The sequence below is a fragment of the Pseudoalteromonas sp. P1-9 genome, from assembly GCF_001399975.1.
In the GTDB taxonomy this organism is placed as follows: domain Bacteria; phylum Pseudomonadota; class Gammaproteobacteria; order Enterobacterales; family Alteromonadaceae; genus Pseudoalteromonas.
In genome coordinates this window covers 154,101-170,640 of the sequence record NZ_LKBD01000004.1, presented here as the reverse complement: position 1 = coordinate 170,640, position 16,540 = coordinate 154,101, and the positions used below count along the sequence as shown (strand labels likewise).

Sequence of the window (16,540 nt, the reverse complement as noted above, 5' to 3'; positions counted from 1 at the left end):
TGTTGATTGAAATACCCAGCCGCTACAAGCTAGCGGCTTTTTTATGGCATAATTGCGCTCAAAATAGCTATTAACAATCACTATGACTACTTGGACAGATTTACTCGCAGTTGAAAAGCAGCAAGACTACTTTAAAGATACGCTCGAATATATTGCCAAAAGGCGCGCAGAGGGGGTTAATGTATTTCCCCCTGCGGATGAAGTGTTTAGTGCGTTTTCAAGCACCGCGTTTGAAGATGTGAAAGTAGTGATTTTGGGGCAAGATCCATATCATGGCCCAAATCAAGCGCATGGCTTGGCATTTTCGGTAAAGCCGGGTATTAAAGCGCCTCCATCTTTGGCCAACATGTATAAAGAATTAGCAACTGATATTGATGGTTTTGCTATACCCAATCATGGCTATTTGCAGTCGTGGGCAGAGCAGGGAGTGCTATTACTCAATACGGTATTAACCGTTGAGCAAGGCCAAGCGCACTCTCATAAAAAGCTCGGTTGGGAAACGTTCACCGACCGTGTTATCGCTGCATTGAATGAGCATGGCGATGGCATTGTATTTTTACTTTGGGGTTCACATGCGCAAAAGAAAGGACGCCATATCGATACTACTAAGCATGTTGTTTTCAATGGGCCGCATCCGTCACCGCTTTCTGCCTATCGTGGCTTTTTTGGTTGTAAGCATTTCTCTAAAGCAAACGATGCCTTAATTGCGATGGGGAAAACTCCAATAAATTGGCTGTTACCAGAAGCGGTTTAACAAGCAATAAAAAAGGCTCGTAAGAGCCTTTTTTGATTTGACCTTTATATTGTTTAGATGACTAAATCATCTAGGTCAATGTCGTCTAAAGAACCGTATTCTTCGAGTTCTTTTTTCAGTCTATGTCTTTCCTTTAACGCTTCTATTTCGCGCCATTTGCGCTTTTTCCCTTTTGAAGAGGTTTTTGTTGTTGGTTCAGGACGTTCTAATATTGCAAAAATATCTTCGATGCTATCCATGGTATCCTCCTGTGGATTTTTTAACCTCGGCATAAGAAATATCATAACTCGTCTAAAAATAAAACTAATATGTTTCGCTTTTGTTAAAAAATAATGAAGGTTTTTCGACTAGATCAAAGAATGGTAAAACAGCTACCCAAGGGGTAGCTGTTAGGATATTAATTTGTAAGTGTTTTTAGCAAATTCGCTGTAGATGGATCTAGCTGTTGGTAATTTTGGGACGCCATCGCATCAAGCACTTGGTTGCCAAGTTGTTTACCAAGTTCAACGCCCCACTGGTCATAACTGTTAATGCCAAAAAGTACACCTTGCACAAACACTTTATGTTCATAAAACGCCAGCAACGCACCAAGTGAACGAGGCGATAAATCATCAATTAATAACGTATTTGAACCTTTATTGCCCGGCATTACTTTATGTGGTGCAAGTTCGTTTATTGCCTCTTGAGTCAAGCCTTGTGCTGTTAGCTCTGCCTTTGCTTGTGCCAAGCTTTTACCTTGCAATAGTGCTTGGCTTTGCCCTAGGCAATTGGCAATCATTGCTTTATGGTGTTGCTGATAATTGGCTTCTCCAACGCGTGGCAAAATAAAGTCAATCATGGCACTTTGCTTACCTTGGTGCAGTAACTGCATAAAAGAGTGCTGGCAATTAGTGCCTTCAGCTCCCCATAAAATCGGACCTGATAATTCAATGTGCTGACCGCTAAGATCGACACTTTTACCGTTACTTTCCATATCAAGTTGCTGCAAATAAGCAGGTAAGGTTTTTAAGGCGTGACCATACGGTAGTACCAATAAGTTATTTTCACCTAAGTACTTTTGCTGCCAATAGCCAATTAACGCCGCAATAATAGGTAAGTTTTGATCTTCTGGTGCTGTTAAAAAATGATTGTCAAGGTTTGCAGCGCCTTCAAGTAAGGCTTCAAAATTAGTTTTACCGATTTTTAATGCAAGCGGAAGAGCAATGGTCGACCAAACCGAATAGCGACCGCCAATAAAATCCCACAATGGGAAAATCATTTCTTCACTAAAGCCAGCTTGCTTTGCAAGTTCTGGTTTTGCCGTTAATGCCACCCAGTGCTCAGCGATTGCTGTAGTTGGCATAGTTTGCTTAAACCAATCCATTACGGCATGCATATTAAGCTGGGTTTCAGCTGTGGTCCACGATTTTGATGCCACCACAATTAGGGTCGTTTCGGCATTTAGTTTTGCCAATGTATGCTTAATTTGCTGACCATCGATATTGGCAAGATAGTGTACATTGATGTCATTGATATGGCTATCTACTAATGCAGCTTCCAGCATTTTAGGGCCAAAAAATGAGCCGCCAATACCAATGCTTATAACGTCTGTTATCGTCTTACCCGTATTGCCAACAATGGCATTTTGTTCAAAGCGAGAAACAAAATCGAATAATCTCGCTTTTGTTGAGTTTATTTCTTGAGCCACCTCTGGCAAATGCGTTGCTAAGGTTTGTGTATTGCGCAATGCAGTATGCAGTACAGCGCGTTTTTCTGTGCTGTTGATCAACTGCCCTGTAAATTGCGCTTCACGTTTTTGCGCTAACAGCTTTAACTTAGAAACGTCAATTAAATCGTTAAGAGTGGATTTATCGATTGCTTGCTTAGCAAAGTCGAAGGTTAAACCTGCCGCGCTCAGTGTAAATTCACTTGCACGGTTAGGCTGCGCATCAAAAAGAGCCAAAATTTGGCTCTTTTTAATATTCTCAGCAGCATGTGTAAGTTGCGTGTGCAACTGCGCTAAGGTGGTCATAAACCGTTTATTCCTTATAGGTTTGCAAAACGAGTTTCAAGTTCAACTTGTGCATCGGCAAACGAGCGAATACCTTCCGCTAGTTTTTCTGTCGCCATTGCATCTTGGTTATGCTGCCAACGGAACTCGTTTTCGCTAAGTGGTACCGGTTTTGGCAATACTTCAGTCGGTTTTTCTAGTGGGTAAACTTCAGCGTCGGTTAGCTCAGCAAGCTCAGTTAATAGCTGAGGGCTAATAGTTAAACGGTCACAACCTGTTAACGCTAAAATTTCGCCGGTATTACGGAAGCTTGCGCCCATAACAACGGTTTCGTAGCCGTGTGTTTTATAAAAGTTGTAAATGCTACGCACTGATTGAACACCTGGATCATCAAGTGCAGATGCTGGCTTAGGCATGCCATTTTTTACGTGCCAATCTAAAATTCGGCCAACAAATGGTGAAATTAAAAATACATTGGCATCGGCACAGGCTTTGGCTTGCGCTTCAGAGAAAAGTAGCGTTAAGTTACACTTAATACCTTCTTTTTCTAGCTGTTCAGCCGCTTTGATACCTTCCCAAGTTGACGCAATTTTAATTAAAATTTTGTCTGTATCAACACCCGCTTCGCGGTATAGCGCAAGTAGCGATTTAGCTTTAGCGATGGTCGCTTCAGTATTAAATGATAAGCGCGCGTCTACTTCTGTCGAAATGTAACCTGGTACTACTTCGCTTATTTCTTTACCAAGCAATACTGAAAAATAATCACATGCAAGTGCGACTTGCTTTGCAGTATCTGATTCGTTTGCTTTTGCATATGCAAGGGCTTCTGCTAGTAATGGCTGGTATGCCTCTATTTCACTGGCTTTTAGAAGTAGTGAAGGGTTGGTTGTCGCGTCTTGCGGTTGGTGTGCTTTAATAGCTGCAATATCACCGGTATCGGCAACAATCGTTGATTGGGCTTTTAAAGCCGCTAAAATTTGTGTCATGGTTTACCTCATTCCTAATATCAAGGTAATAAAAATAGCGTGTTAGCTAAGTTTAGCTTAAAGATGAATCATTAAAGCTAGATGACAAGTATTTGGGAAAGGTCAAATGTCCGTAACACAGGGTTTACGCTACTCCTAGCGAAGAAAAATCCATCGAATGCTAACTAACAGGTGATTTTTATTACAAGAAGTGTTGAAATTACCTTAATACAACGACAAGTCAATAGTAATTATGATCACAGTAATATCACCTGCTAAAAATTTAGACTACGAAACACCTGCACCAAGTAAAAACCATACACAACCTGAGCTATTAGCGCACAGCGAAGAGCTTATTGAGGTATGCCGCGAGCTATCAGCACAAGATCTCTCAAGCTTAATGAAAATTAGCGACAAGCTAGCGGGTTTAAACGTGGCGCGTTTTACCGAGTGGCAAACGCCAGTCAATGATAGTAACGCCAAACAAGCTATTTATGCGTTTAATGGTGATGTTTATGTAGGTCTAGATGCTGCAACGCTAAGCGAAAAAGCACTGGATTACGCACAAGGTCATTTGCGCATTTTGTCGGGACTATACGGTATTTTAAAACCGCTCGATTTAATGATGGCGTATCGCCTTGAAATGGGCACAAAATTGGCAAATCCACGCGGCGCTAATTTATATCAATTTTGGGGCAGTATCATTGCTGAAAAGCTAAACGAAGTATTTGCTGAACAAAATACTAATATCCTCGTTAATTTAGCGTCAAACGAATACTTTAAAGCAGTGGATAAAAAAGCACTTAACGGTGAGATTATTACACCTGTATTTAAAGACTGTAAAAATGGTCAATATAAAGTGATTAGCTTCTATGCGAAAAAAGCGCGTGGCTTAATGGCGCGTTACATTATGGAACAGCAAGTAGCGAATATGGAGCAGTTATTAGCGTTTGACTGTGCAGGTTACTACTACAGCGAAGAGCACACGAAAAAAGCCAATGAACCGGTTTTTTTGCGCGCGGAGCAAGTTTAATTTGTACTAGATACAACTTGGTTGCGGCCTTGTTGCTTGGCTTGATAGAGACGTTTATCAGCGACATCGATTAACGTCTCAAGCTTTTTCACGTTTGCTGAGTATTCAGCAATACCAATCGAAACAGTCATATTAAATACTGCGTTTGATAAATGCAGTTCGGTTTTTTCTAATTGCGTACGCAGTGATTCGGCTTTGCTGTGTGCTGAAGACGTTGCAATATGTGGCAGCAATATAATAAATTCTTCACCGCCCCAGCGTGCGAATAAATCGGATTCGCGACAGTTACTTTGTATTAGATTGCAAAACTCAACGAGTGCTAAGTCACCTATATTGTGACCATGTTGGTCGTTAATCTTTTTAAAATGGTCAATATCTAATATTAAAATGCAAAACCGTGGGTTGGCGCTTTGCATTATTTCATTCGCTTTATCAATAAAATAGCGGCGTGTATAAGCGCCTGTTAGCGGGTCGGTGGTGGCAAGTCTTAATAGCGTATTATTTTGTGCTTCTTGTTTTTCAAGCCATAGTTTGATGCCAAACACAATCAGCAATAAACCTATAATTTGAAAGAGATCTTCAATAACGATAGTGATGACTTTTGGAAAGATCACTAATTCATCAAGTGCATCAACACAAAGCGCAACTAATAAAATTGAAAAACCAGTAAAAAGAATGTTGTTTGAACGTTCGCTTTGTCGAAAATTTTTCAAATTGAAAATACAAACAAGCACCGCAATCGCCATTATAAATTCAGAAGCAAAACTAATTACATCTATATTAGCGACAGGTTGGAATACCCAATATGAGACAAAGGGCAATAAAATAAACAGCGCTAGTATAAAAATCGACATATTAGAACTACATTCTTCTGTTAATACCACAATTATTAACCGCCTACGCCGTATTAACAAGTTACGCGCTATAGTGCGGTTGGGTTTAGTTCAAGCTTAATTGCCAGTTGGTGATAAAGTGTAAGGTGGCTTGGCAGTAGTTTAGTAAATTTAACTTTAGCTATGTGTTGTTTTGCAGCCTGCATGTCGCCAAGTGCGGTGTTTATCTCAGCTAAACGCAGTTGAAAAATCGAATAGTTAGGGCTTTCTTCAGTTTTAAAGCTGCTTATTGCATCGTGATAAGTATCGTTTGCTAGCTGTAATTGGCCAATTAATTGGTAGGTGCGCGCTAAGTTGCCGCTTGCCATGGTAATGGTATCGGTAAACCCAAGTTTACGAGCCCAAAAAAGCGTACTCTTTCTGTGCGGGATTGATTCGAGTAGCTGGCCTTGCGAATAAAGGGCGTTTGCTAAGTTACCGTAGATTTCGTGTTGTAGTTTAGCATCTTTACTTTTTCGGTATTGCTGGGCTAAGCGGTTGAGCATTTGTGTTGCAGTATCTTTATCGCCAAATACCATCTCGAGATTGGCAATTTCGACCATACGCAATGGGTTTGGAAAGCTCTCAGACGTGGCACTAACCAATTTAAGCGCTTGCTTTGCATATTCTTTGGCTTTTACTTTTTCATTATAAATATCAAACGCTTTAGCGGCGTAAAAATAGAGCTGAGTTTGAAATGTAACAGGGTGAGTATGGCCTGAATTTAAATATTGCTCTGTCAGGTTTTTCAGCGGTTTTAGATTTGTAGTTTCATACAGCAAATCTAAGTAATGAGCCGTAATAAAATACCAATCGGTACTGTAGCGCGCATACTCACTTTGTTGCTCAAGCAATATTGCGCTGCAATCGGGTGCTGATAAGTTGGGGCACACATCTTCAAAGTTATGTAGGTTATCGGCAGCCTTTGCACTTGCACAAAGCAGCCATACACCTATCAAAGTAAAATATCGAATTTTCATTATTATTATAATCTAGCCATTTTAGTGCCAATAAATTGGCTTTAGCCGTTATTTTAGAAACTAGTTTAACTCAATTCAAATCTTTGTGATGCGCTAAGTGCCATCGCATTGTGATTGTTTTTTGCATTACTTTGTGGATAATGTATACAAAAATAAAATATTGTTTAGAATGAAAACATTACTCGCTGCTTTTCTTGTTGTTTGTTGTAGTTTACAAGCATCACCACTTTCACAAATAAATCGTGAAGGCGCCCCACAAAGCGCAAAATATTACGATAGCTATGGTAATCAACAAGCGAACCCATTATTTGATCTTGGTAGCTGGCATGGGTTTTTATTACCAACACAAGAAAAGGTGGGTGGATTTGCGGGGCCTGCCATTGTGTTTGAAGAATACACCCTTTATTTTGCTGAATATGTTGAGATGCTATCGATTGCTGTTGATGGTGGTGAATATCAACGTCTTTCAGAATTACCAAGTACCATTTCAAGTCGGCTTGGATACTACAAACAAACCTTTACCTCAAACTCATTTAGCATCGATATTTATTTAAGTTTTGTATCAACGCGTAGCAGTGTAATTGATACACATATTACTAATTTAACCGAAAAGCCGCTTAATCTTACATTAAAGTGGCAAGGGCAACTTACAAAGCATTGGAAAAGCGACGATGATGATTATTTTTGGCAAGTAACACCAAAAACTTCAGAGCAAGCAATTGCATGGCAATTTGACCAAACTCGCGATACATGGCACAAACTTAATCAACATAACGCTCGCTTCAAAATTACGCGCTCAATAGCGTCACAATCAGTGTTTAATCCGGTTGAACAAAGCTACAGAAGTACAAGTGCATTAACGGTTTTACCTGCAAATTCAAAGTTACTGACTACAGTGCTTAGCTACACACACAATCAGCAAGAAAGCGACAACGAAGATGTAAAAATAAGCGCTTGGTTGAATAGTAAAAAGCCCGCCTATCTAAATGCGAAAACCAGATGGCAGTCACTTGCAAATAAACTATCAAATCAGCACAGCGAACAAGCAAAAAGGTTAGCAATAAAGTCACTAGAAACTTTAGTTGGCAATTGGCGTAGCCCCGCAGGGGCAATTAAACATAATGGCATAACACCATCGGTGACTGCCCGTTGGTTTAATGGCGTTTGGGCGTGGGACAGCTGGAAGCATGCCTATGCACTTGCAGAGATAATGCCTGAGCTTGCTAAAGATAATGTACGCGCCATGTTTGACTATCAAATAACGGATAAAGATACACTTCGTCAGCAAGATGAGGGTATGGTGATTGATGCAGTGTTTTATAACTACTCAAAAGCGCGCGGTGGCGATGGCGGTAATTGGAATGAGCGAAATACTAAGCCGCCACTGGCATCTTGGGTAGTTTGGCAAATTGTGTCAAAAAGTAATGATGATGCGTTTTTGGCTGAAATGTATCCAAAATTAAAAGCGTATCATGAGTGGTGGTATTTAAACCGCGATCATAATGGCAATGGTTTAATTGAATATGGTGGCACGGTTGATGATACACATACCACAAAAGAAGGAGAGATGCGTTTCTCAGTTCAAGCAACTGCGCAACTTGCTGTTTTGGCATCGTGCAAAAAAGGGAAAGATAATTGGTATTTATGCAGCGGCAATCAGCTGTATTTAAGTTTACTCGATAACCCTCAAATAAGTGCGTTTGATATCCCTGTACAACATGCTGCAGGTTGGGAGTCAGGTATGGATAATGCGGCGCGTTTTGGTTTTATTTCAAATGAGCAGTTTAAAGGATATGCCATTCAAACTTATCAAGGTGATATGGTAAAAGCGAAGGCTGGTTGGCAAGTTAAGATTTTTGAAAACATGCGTGGTGGTCAACTGGTTGGCTACTCAATTAACCAAGAATCGGTTGAACTAAACAGTTATCTAGCAATGGAAAAACGCCTACTTGCGCAAATGGCAAAACAGTTAGGCAACAACCAAGATGCACAAAAATACCAAGCAGACTATCAAACCTTGAAAGCACGTATTGATGCGTGTTTTTACGATAGCAAAACTGGCTTTTATTATGATTTAGCCATTGATAATACTCCGCAGTCATCGAGTGAATGCAAAGGTAAATTGCTGGTGCATCGCGGCAAAGGCCCAGAAGGTTGGGCGCCGTTATTTAGCCAAGTGGCAAGTACAGAAAATGCGAAAAAGGTTATCAATACCATGCTGAGTGAGCACGAGTTTAATACCTATGTGCCATTTCCTACCGCAGCTATCACAAACCCAGCATTTGGTGCAGATGTTTATTGGCGCGGCAGAGTGTGGCTCGATCAAGTGTATTTCGCACTAAGTGCACTAAGGCATTATGGCTATAAAAGTGACGCGCAGCAGCTTTTACAAAAGCTGATTAGTAATAGTAAAGGCCTTAGCCAAAATGACAGTATTCGTGAAAACTATCATCCTTTTACTGGTGAGCAACAAGGCGCAACTAATTTTAGTTGGAGCGCTGCACATTTAATGATGATGTTGGATGAAATTGGTTTGCCTGAAAGTAAGTCACAGTAACACTAAAAATATACTTGTTCAGTTTTCGGTTGAGTGAAATGTTAGCCTTGGTTACGCTTGGCTAAAATCACCAAATGATTGGCTTTATGAAAATTACCCAACCTGAAAAAATTAACGAGTATTACCAAGCATTGGTAGATAAAAACAGTCAATATCTTGGCTGTTTTTATGCCTGTGTTACCAGCACACAGATTTTTTGTATCGCGACTTGCAGTGCACGCAAACCAAAAAAAGAAAATGTCGTGTTTTGCTCAGAGGTAAAAGATGCCCTTGATGCGGGCTTTCGCCCGTGTAAGGTGTGTAAGCCAACACAAAATGCCCACTCAATGCCAGAGCCAGTTGCTACAGCGTTAAAATTGCTAGCGCAAAAAGGCCAAGAAAAGCTTTCAGACTACCATTTAAAAGAGGCTGGAATACAGCCTGAGCTGGTAAGGCGTTGGTTTAAAAAACACTATGGCATGACGTTTCAAGCTTATCAACGCATGGTGCGTATAAATACCGCTTATCAAGAAATCCAAAATGGCAAGCAACTGATAGATTCGGCGCTAGATTCAGGTTTTAACTCATTAAGCGGGTTTGCCTACACCTTTAAAAAAGCCACAGGCCTTAACCCAAGTAAAAGTAAAGAGAAGCAAGCTATCTTAATTGCGCGCCACACCACACCCATTGGCCCAATGTTTATCTGCGCAACGAATAATGGTGTCTGCTTGGTTGAGTTTGTTGATAGGCGTATGCTGGAAACAGAATTTAACGATTTACAAAAGCGCTTGAATGGAGTGATTTTACAAGGTGAAAATGAACATATTAAACAGTGTAAGTCAGAGTTAAATGAATATTTTGCAGGCAAGCGCAAAGAGTTTAGCGTTCCCCTAGATTTACCGGGTACTGAATTTCAACAAGGTGTATGGCAAGGGTTACAAGCTATTCCATTTGGCGAAACACGCAGTTATTCAGAGCAAGCAACTGCGCTTAATAACGTTAAAGCGGTGCGCGCTGTCGCAACTGCAAATGGTATGAACCGGGTTGCTATTATTGTACCGTGTCATCGTGTGATTGGTAAGGATGGCTCGTTGACAGGCTATGGTGGTGGCCTTGAGCGAAAGGCGTGGTTATTGCGCCACGAAGGTGCTGACTTTAAAGAATAAAAAAGCGGTGATAACACCGCTTTTTTATTTCTTTTTCGCTTTTTTCTTGGCTTTCTTTTTCGCCTTTATTTTTTCTGGGTCTTTTTTCTTTTTCGCCGGTAATTTTGCTTCTTTGTGTTTTGGCTCTAACCCTTTAATCGTGCGACGCTTAAGTTTTTGCTCAGTATAGCGCTCAACTTTTGCCAAAATTTCTACATCATGTGCTTCGATAAATGAAATCGCTGTGCCTTTTTTACCAGCGCGGCCTGTACGGCCAATGCGGTGAACGTAAATATCGGCGGTGCGCGGCATATCAAAGTTAATTACGTGGCTAATATCAGCTACATCGATACCACGCGCGGCAACGTCAGTCGCAATCAATACGTTTGTACGGCCTGTATCAAAACTTTTCAGTGCGGCTAAACGTTTATCCTGAGGCATTTCACCACGCAGCCAGGTAGTTTTAATGTCTTTCGCGAATAACTCGCCAACCAGCTGCTCTAACCGTTCACGTGTTTTAACAAATACAATGGCCTTTTCAACTTCTTCCGATTTTAAAATCGCTTCAAGTTGTTCCACTTTATGTTCGCGGTTATCTGATAAATGCACCCATTGGTGGATTTTACCTTTTTCACGGCGTGATGGCGTTGCTTCTAAAAGTGCAGGATCATTTAGAATGCGCTCTGCGAATAGCTCAACGCTGTCACCCTCTAGTGTGGCTGAGAATAAAAAGCACTGTTTACGGTTTTTTGCTTCATCGCAAATGCGTAGCATTTCTTTCCGAAAACCCATATCTAACATGCGGTCGGCTTCATCAAGAATAAGTACTTCAACATCTTCTGCGTGGAAGTTTTCTGAATTTAAGTAATCCATTAAACGACCAGGCGTAGCAATCAGAATGTCGTTATTTTTTTCAAAAATTTCTTTATGGCTACCGTAGTTAATACCACCTGTTACCACACCAATTTTAAGGTGAGTTTGCGCAGCGAGGGCATTTGCTTGTTCATACACTTGATAGGCGAGTTCACGTGTTGGTGTCATTATAAGTACGCGCGCAAAACCAGGATTACGTCTTGGGAAATCAATCAAGTATTGCATTGAACCAAGTAAAAACGCAGCGGTTTTACCAGTACCGGTTGGTGAACTTGCTAAAATATCGCGACCTTTCATCGCTGCAGGAATTGCGAGCGATTGAATGCTAGTCGGTTTATCAAAACCCATTTTTTCAATGGCGTTTAATAATTTGGGATCAAGATCTAGGTCAGCAAAGTGCATAAGGAAATAAACATAAAGGAAAATTAGCTGTATTATACACCGATTCAGGCAATAGGGCAGAGGGCATTTTACCGCAATGTCGGGTTTTACTTTTAAGCAGTTTCATATTAACCACGATAAATGTGCGATGAAAGTTGGCACTGATGGTATTTTGTTGGGCGCTTGGGCACCCCTTGAAGGTGCAAAAACAGCATTAGATATTGGCACAGGTACGGGGCTAATTGCTTTGATGCTTAAGCAGCGTGCGCCCAGTTTAGCGATCACAGCCGTTGAAATTGATTTGGCAGCGTACAATCAAGCCAAAGAAAATATTTCAGCGTCGCCTTGGACGGATTTAAACGTGTGGCAAGGTGATATCAAAAAATTTCAAGCTAATACAACATTTGATTTGATAGTGTCAAACCCGCCATTTTTTAATGACTCACTTAAAAGTGACAATGCACAGCGGATGACGGCGCGCCATACGGATAGTTTATCATTTGATAGCTTATGTGCTAAAGCGGCGAGTTTATTAAGCGAAAAGGGACGATTTTGTGTGGTATTACCAACAACCGAGTTAAGCCGATTTGAAAATGCCGCAGATAACGCTAATTTGAAAATTACAAAAAAGCTGTGGGTATTTACTAGTAAAAAGAAAGCAGCAAAACGCGTATTGTTGTGTTTAGCGCATAATGATGAGTTGCAAACGCTAGTTGAAGAAGAATTGATTATTCATGCTGAGAGTGGGGAGTACAGCACAGCGTATAAACAACTGTGCCGTGATTTCTATTTGAACTTTTGAGGAAAGAAGCTAGAGCGTTTCAGCGTATTCTGTCATCACTTGTTCAACCCAAGTAGCAATGCGCTCATCACTTTTCTCGTATTGGCTGTCTTCATCAAGTGCCAAGCCAACAAATTGTGTGCCATCTTCGGTTAATGCTTTTGATGCTTCAAACTCGTAATCATCTGAATTAGGCCAGTAGCCTAAAAAGGTCACGCCTTGTGGTTTAATTTTGTCGTGCAGCATGCCTAATGCATCTTGAAACCATTGGCCATAGCCTTGCTGATCGCCCATGCCAAAAAGGGCAATGGTTTTACCGCTTAGGTTAACCGACTCAATATCGTCCCAAATTGATTCCCAATCTTCTTGTAACTCGCCAAAGTCCCAAGTAGAAATACCAAATATTAAGAAATCGAATTCTTCAGCGTTTTTCAGTGGCTCGTCTTTAATATTGTGAAGTGAAATGATGTCTTCACCGATAATTTGCTGAATTTTTTCTGCAGCCATTTCGGTGTAACAGGTTGTAGAGCCAAAAAATAAACCAATTTTCATATTAAATTTGTGCGTTGCCGAGAGCTTGATATGATAGGCGCTAGTTTACCTTAACCTATGTGTTATTAATACATTGACAGAAAAACAAACCCCAAGTGTTGAGAATAGCCAACAGATAGAGCAGTTTTTAGATGCCCTTTGGCTTGAGCAAGGTTTAAGTGAAAATACCTTGGCGGCTTATCGTAGTGACTTAAATAAATTTGCGATTTTTATTGCGAAAACACCGCTTTTTGATGTTGATGAAAGCATTATTCTCGATTATTTAGCCTATCGTCGAGATAACGGGTTTTCAGCGCGAAGTACCGCGCGTGCGCAAAGTGCGTTAAAACGCTTTTATTTGTATTTCATTGGTTTAAAAAAACTCTCCAGTTCACCGCTTGCCCATATTGAGCAGCCAAAGCTCGGTCAGTCATTACCTAAAACGCTAACGGAACAAGAAGTTGAAGCTTTACTTGATACGCCTAATCTCGAAGAGCCCATTGAGCTAAGAGATAAAGCTATGCTTGAACTGTTGTATGCAACAGGGCTTCGCGTAAGTGAATTAGTTGGCCTGCGCATGGAGCAAATTAATTTGCGCCAAGCTGTGGTATTTGTAAAAGGTAAAGGTAATAAAGAGCGCTTAGTACCAATGGGGGAAGTGGCGCTTGAGTACATTGAAGCGTTTATTAAGTTGGCACGCCCGCAATTAATTAAACACGCGACTGATTTTGTTTTTCCGTCAAAACGCGGTATTGGTATGACGCGGCAAACCTTTTGGCATCGCATAAAACACTATGCATTAGTTGCAAATATTCAAACGGAATTATCGCCACACACCTTGCGTCATGCATTTGCCACACATTTGATCAATCATGGTGCTGATTTACGTGTTGTACAAATGATGTTAGGCCATAGTGACTTATCGACCACACAGATTTATACTCATGTAGCAAAAGAAAGGTTAAAATCCATTCATCAGACGCATCATCCAAGAGCTTGATGACAAAATACGGAATTTTATGTGGCTTAGTACGGTCTAAATATTTATAAGCCCCAGTATTTAAAAAAGAGATAGCAAATGAAAAAACTAGCAATCGCAGCTGCTTTGTTGAGTGCGGCATTTAATATTTCAGCAAATGGTGTCGCAGCAGCGAGTGTTGATCCAATCGAAGCGAAAATCATTGCGGAATTTGAAAAAATCGGTCTACAAGCAAGTGGTGTAGCAGAAACACCTGTAAAAGGTTTGTATGAAGTATTAACCAATCGTGGCGTGTTATATAGCACGGCAGACGGTAAATACTTACTGCAAGGTACGTTACTTGATTTAGAAAATAAAGAAAATTTAACGGAAGTTGCACTTGGTAATTTGCGTGTAGAAGGCGTTAAGCAGTTTGCTGATTCAATGATTGTTTACCCTGCAAAAGATGAAAAATATAAGGTCACTATTTTCACCGATATTACCTGTGGTTACTGTCGTAAATTACACCGCGAGCTGGATGATTACTTAGATGCAGGCATTACGGTGCAATACCTAGCGTATCCGCGTGCAGGTATTCCAAGTAAAGGTTATGACGATTTACAAGATATTTGGTGTGCAAAAGATGCGGCTAAAGCACTTACTGATGCAAAAGCAGGTGATGACGTAGTAGACGTAGCAGCCTGTGATGCACCGGTAAAAGAGCAGTTTGAAATGGGTCAAAGCTTTGGTATTACGGGTACGCCAGCAATCATTTTAGAAGATGGCACGCTTATTCCAGGTTACCAGCCAGCTGCCCAGTTAAAGCAAATTCTTGATAGCAAAAAAGGTTAAGATAACCTTTAATCGAATTAGGGCCGTTAAGGCCCTTTTTAGTCTGAGATTATTAAAAAACGGTTCATGCAAAAAACTATTCAAACACGTGCACGCGTTGACGACAGTCATTTAGACGCCTCGCTTCATCCTGTCATTAAACAAATTTATGCTTCTCGTGGCATTAAAAACAATACTGAACTTGATAATGGCGCGGCGTCGTTACTTGATTTTCGCTTGTTGAAAGACATTGATGTTGCAGCAAATATCTTAATTAATGGGCTGCAAAACCACGCCAAAATTTTAATTGTCGGTGACTTTGATGCTGATGGTGCAACCAGTACCGCGGTGTTAATGGAAGGCCTGCCAATGTTTGGCTTTCAAAATGTTGATTACCTAGTGCCAAACCGTTTTAACTTAGGCTATGGCTTAAGCCCGCAACTTGCAGAACAAGTAGTGCAAATTAAACCGGATATTCTCATCACAGTTGATAACGGCATTTCGTGCTTGCAGGGAGTTGAAATTTGTAAGCAAGCTGGCATTCAAGTGATTGTTACCGATCATCACTTGCAAGGTGAGCAGCTTCCTAACGCTGATGCAATTGTTAATCCAAACCGCTTTGATTGTCAGTTTCCATCAAAAGCATTGGCGGGATGCGGTGTTGCGTTTTACTTGCTGGTGGCACTTCGTCACACGTTGCGAGAGCAAAACTATTTTGAAAACTCCGGCTTAGCGCAACCTAATTTGGCGAGTCTTTTGGATATTGTTGCACTGGGTACGGTAGCCGATGTAGTGCCGCTTGATGCTAATAATCGGACTTTGGTATACCAAGGTTTGGCACGCATTCGCGCAGGTCGTACTCGCCCCGGAATTTTAGCTTTGATTGAGGTTGCCAACCGAAATAGTTATCGCCTGCAAGCCAGTGACTTTGGCTTTGCTATTGCACCAAGGCTTAATGCGGCAGGGCGCTTAGATGACATGAGTTTAGGTATCGCGTGTTTACTGAGCTGCGATGGCAATCAAGCAAGGCGTATTGCCGCAGAGCTTGATGGGCTTAATCAAGAGCGTCGCGAAATCGAACAAGGCATGCAAGTAGAAGCCAACGCAGTGCTAGAGCGTTTGGTGTCACAAGCGAAAGAAATTCCTGATGCGGTATGTTTATATCAAGATGATTGGCATCAAGGTGTTATTGGTATTTTGGCGGGGCGTTTAAAAGAGCAATATCACCGTCCCACAGTCATTTTTGCCCAGGGTGAAAATGGCGAAATTAAAGGCAGTTGTCGCTCGATTCCGGGGTTGCATATGCGTGATTTATTGGAGTCGATTTCAACAAAACACCCCGATTTAATTTTAAAATTTGGCGGTCACGCAATGGCGGCGGGTTTATCAATTTTAGAAAGCGACTTTGCGCGCTTTAAGCAAATTTACACAGACGCGGTAGCAAACACGCTAGCCGAAGAAGATAAACACGCGGTGCTATTAACTGATGGTAATTTGCCAGCTGATTGTTTTAACTTGAATTTCGCCAACCAACTGAAGCAAGCAGGGCCTTTTGGCCAAAGCTTTCCTGAGCCGCTATTTGACGATGTTTTTTATGTTATTCAACAGCGTATGGTGGGCGAAAAACATTTAAAATTAGTATTACGACATGCGTCGGGCTTAGATGTGGACGCGATTGCCTTTAATGTTGATTTAAGGGCGTGGCCAAATACCGCAGCCGAAAAAGTGCGTTTAGCCTATCAGCTTGATATTAATGAGTTTAGAGGCAAGTTTTCGCTGCAATTACTGGTTAGCGAAATACAATTGGCATAGATAAGAAATATTTATGCGAAAAAATGGTTTTGAATCTAATCAAAACCATTTTTTTTTGCTAAAATTCCCGCCTTTGATTATTGCCAAGAATTCGGGCA

The 16,540-nt window shown here is 41.0% G+C and carries 15 protein-coding genes; 8 read left to right on the top strand and 7 right to left on the bottom strand.

Annotation, left to right across the window (positions count from 1 at the left end):
- Positions 1-82: 82 nt before the first annotated feature.
- On the top strand, positions 83-754 hold the full coding sequence (gene ung / locus AN214_RS04555; protein WP_054978607.1) for a uracil-DNA glycosylase: 672 nt from the start codon (positions 83-85) through the stop codon (positions 752-754).
- Positions 755-807: 53 nt separating this feature from the next.
- Here the strand turns inward: ung and AN214_RS04550 are convergent, their stop codons facing one another.
- From AN214_RS04550 to tal, 3 genes are all read right to left on the bottom strand, one after another.
- Positions 808-993, bottom strand: a complete 186-nt coding sequence (locus tag AN214_RS04550; protein ID WP_010560807.1) for a DUF3545 family protein — start codon at positions 991-993, stop codon at positions 808-810.
- A 158-nt stretch (positions 994-1,151) separates the two neighbouring features.
- Positions 1,152-2,765 (bottom strand): glucose-6-phosphate isomerase, encoded by a 1,614-nt coding sequence (pgi, locus tag AN214_RS04545; protein ID WP_054978606.1) that lies wholly within the window; start codon positions 2,763-2,765, stop codon positions 1,152-1,154.
- Positions 2,766-2,779: 14 nt separating this feature from the next.
- Positions 2,780-3,730 carry a transaldolase gene (gene tal, locus AN214_RS04540; protein ID WP_054978605.1) on the bottom strand — a complete coding sequence of 317 codons (951 nt, stop codon included), beginning with the start codon at positions 3,728-3,730 and terminating at the stop codon, positions 2,780-2,782.
- 232 nt (positions 3,731-3,962) lie between these two features.
- On the opposite strand from tal, the gene yaaA reads away from it, so the two are divergent.
- Positions 3,963-4,742 carry a peroxide stress protein YaaA gene (gene yaaA, locus AN214_RS04535; protein WP_054978604.1) on the top strand — a complete coding sequence of 260 codons (780 nt, stop codon included), beginning with the start codon at positions 3,963-3,965 and terminating at the stop codon, positions 4,740-4,742.
- Here the strand turns inward: yaaA and AN214_RS04530 are convergent.
- Positions 4,739-5,596, bottom strand: coding sequence for a GGDEF domain-containing protein (locus tag AN214_RS04530; protein ID WP_054978603.1), 858 nt, complete (start codon positions 5,594-5,596; stop codon positions 4,739-4,741). The two genes, yaaA and AN214_RS04530, sit on opposite strands and share 4 nt — an antisense overlap.
- Positions 5,597-5,664: 68 nt before the next feature.
- Complete coding sequence (locus AN214_RS04525; RefSeq protein WP_054978602.1) at positions 5,665-6,594, bottom strand: lipopolysaccharide assembly protein LapB; 930 nt, start codon at positions 6,592-6,594, stop codon at positions 5,665-5,667.
- A gap of 169 nt (positions 6,595-6,763) precedes the next feature.
- On the opposite strand from AN214_RS04525, the gene ygjK reads away from it, so the two are divergent.
- Both ygjK and AN214_RS04515 read left to right on the top strand, forming a co-directional pair.
- Positions 6,764-9,151 (top strand): alpha-glucosidase, encoded by a 2,388-nt coding sequence (ygjK, locus tag AN214_RS04520; protein WP_054978601.1) that lies wholly within the window; start codon positions 6,764-6,766, stop codon positions 9,149-9,151.
- Positions 9,152-9,237: 86 nt separating this feature from the next.
- Positions 9,238-10,296, top strand: a complete 1,059-nt coding sequence (locus AN214_RS04515) for a bifunctional transcriptional activator/DNA repair enzyme AdaA (protein ID WP_054978662.1) — start codon at positions 9,238-9,240, stop codon at positions 10,294-10,296.
- Between the two features lie 24 nt (positions 10,297-10,320).
- Here AN214_RS04515 and srmB read toward each other — a convergent pair whose 3' ends face one another.
- The gene (gene srmB, locus AN214_RS04510) at positions 10,321-11,550 is read right to left on the bottom strand and encodes an ATP-dependent RNA helicase SrmB (protein WP_054978600.1); all 1,230 of its coding nucleotides are present in this window, start codon (positions 11,548-11,550) and stop codon (positions 10,321-10,323) included.
- 76 nt (positions 11,551-11,626) lie between these two features.
- Between srmB and AN214_RS04505 the strand changes: the two genes are divergently transcribed.
- On the top strand, positions 11,627-12,331 hold the full coding sequence (locus AN214_RS04505; RefSeq protein WP_054978599.1) for a tRNA1(Val) (adenine(37)-N6)-methyltransferase: 705 nt from the start codon (positions 11,627-11,629) through the stop codon (positions 12,329-12,331).
- Positions 12,332-12,340: 9 nt separating this feature from the next.
- Here AN214_RS04505 and fldB read toward each other — a convergent pair whose 3' ends face one another.
- Complete coding sequence (gene fldB / locus AN214_RS04500; RefSeq protein WP_054978598.1) at positions 12,341-12,862, bottom strand: flavodoxin FldB; 522 nt, start codon at positions 12,860-12,862, stop codon at positions 12,341-12,343.
- A gap of 73 nt (positions 12,863-12,935) precedes the next feature.
- Between fldB and xerD the strand changes: the two genes are divergently transcribed.
- The 3 genes from xerD to recJ all read left to right on the top strand — a co-directional run bounded on the left by xerD (position 12,936) and on the right by recJ (position 16,442).
- Complete coding sequence (gene xerD / locus AN214_RS04495; RefSeq protein ID WP_054978597.1) at positions 12,936-13,841, top strand: site-specific tyrosine recombinase XerD; 906 nt, start codon at positions 12,936-12,938, stop codon at positions 13,839-13,841.
- 78 nt (positions 13,842-13,919) lie between these two features.
- The gene (dsbC, locus tag AN214_RS04490) at positions 13,920-14,651 is read left to right on the top strand and encodes a bifunctional protein-disulfide isomerase/oxidoreductase DsbC (protein ID WP_054978596.1); all 732 of its coding nucleotides are present in this window, start codon (positions 13,920-13,922) and stop codon (positions 14,649-14,651) included.
- Between the two features lie 66 nt (positions 14,652-14,717).
- Positions 14,718-16,442, top strand: a complete 1,725-nt coding sequence (gene recJ, locus AN214_RS04485) for a single-stranded-DNA-specific exonuclease RecJ (protein WP_054978595.1) — start codon at positions 14,718-14,720, stop codon at positions 16,440-16,442.
- Positions 16,443-16,540 lie beyond the last annotated feature (98 nt).

What these genes read in the sequence shown, in the direction of transcription:
- ung (WP_054978607.1), top strand. Translation starts at nt 83, where the DNA reads ATGACTACTTGGACAGATTTACTCGCAGTTGAAAAGCAGCAAGACTAC.
- AN214_RS04550 (WP_010560807.1), bottom strand. Translation starts at nt 993, where the DNA reads ATGGATAGCATCGAAGATATTTTTGCAATATTAGAACGTCCTGAACCA.
- pgi (WP_054978606.1), bottom strand. Translation starts at nt 2,765, where the DNA reads ATGACCACCTTAGCGCAGTTGCACACGCAACTTACACATGCTGCTGAG.
- tal (WP_054978605.1), bottom strand. Translation starts at nt 3,730, where the DNA reads ATGACACAAATTTTAGCGGCTTTAAAAGCCCAATCAACGATTGTTGCC.
- yaaA (WP_054978604.1), top strand. Translation starts at nt 3,963, where the DNA reads ATGATCACAGTAATATCACCTGCTAAAAATTTAGACTACGAAACACCT.
- AN214_RS04530 (WP_054978603.1), bottom strand. Translation starts at nt 5,596, where the DNA reads ATGTCGATTTTTATACTAGCGCTGTTTATTTTATTGCCCTTTGTCTCA.
- AN214_RS04525 (WP_054978602.1), bottom strand. Translation starts at nt 6,594, where the DNA reads ATGAAAATTCGATATTTTACTTTGATAGGTGTATGGCTGCTTTGTGCA.
- ygjK (WP_054978601.1), top strand. Translation starts at nt 6,764, where the DNA reads ATGAAAACATTACTCGCTGCTTTTCTTGTTGTTTGTTGTAGTTTACAA.
- AN214_RS04515 (WP_054978662.1), top strand. Translation starts at nt 9,238, where the DNA reads ATGAAAATTACCCAACCTGAAAAAATTAACGAGTATTACCAAGCATTG.
- srmB (WP_054978600.1), bottom strand. Translation starts at nt 11,550, where the DNA reads ATGCACTTTGCTGACCTAGATCTTGATCCCAAATTATTAAACGCCATT.
- AN214_RS04505 (WP_054978599.1), top strand. Translation starts at nt 11,627, where the DNA reads ATGTCGGGTTTTACTTTTAAGCAGTTTCATATTAACCACGATAAATGT.
- fldB (WP_054978598.1), bottom strand. Translation starts at nt 12,862, where the DNA reads ATGAAAATTGGTTTATTTTTTGGCTCTACAACCTGTTACACCGAAATG.
- dsbC (WP_054978596.1), top strand. Translation starts at nt 13,920, where the DNA reads ATGAAAAAACTAGCAATCGCAGCTGCTTTGTTGAGTGCGGCATTTAAT.
- recJ (WP_054978595.1), top strand. Translation starts at nt 14,718, where the DNA reads ATGCAAAAAACTATTCAAACACGTGCACGCGTTGACGACAGTCATTTA.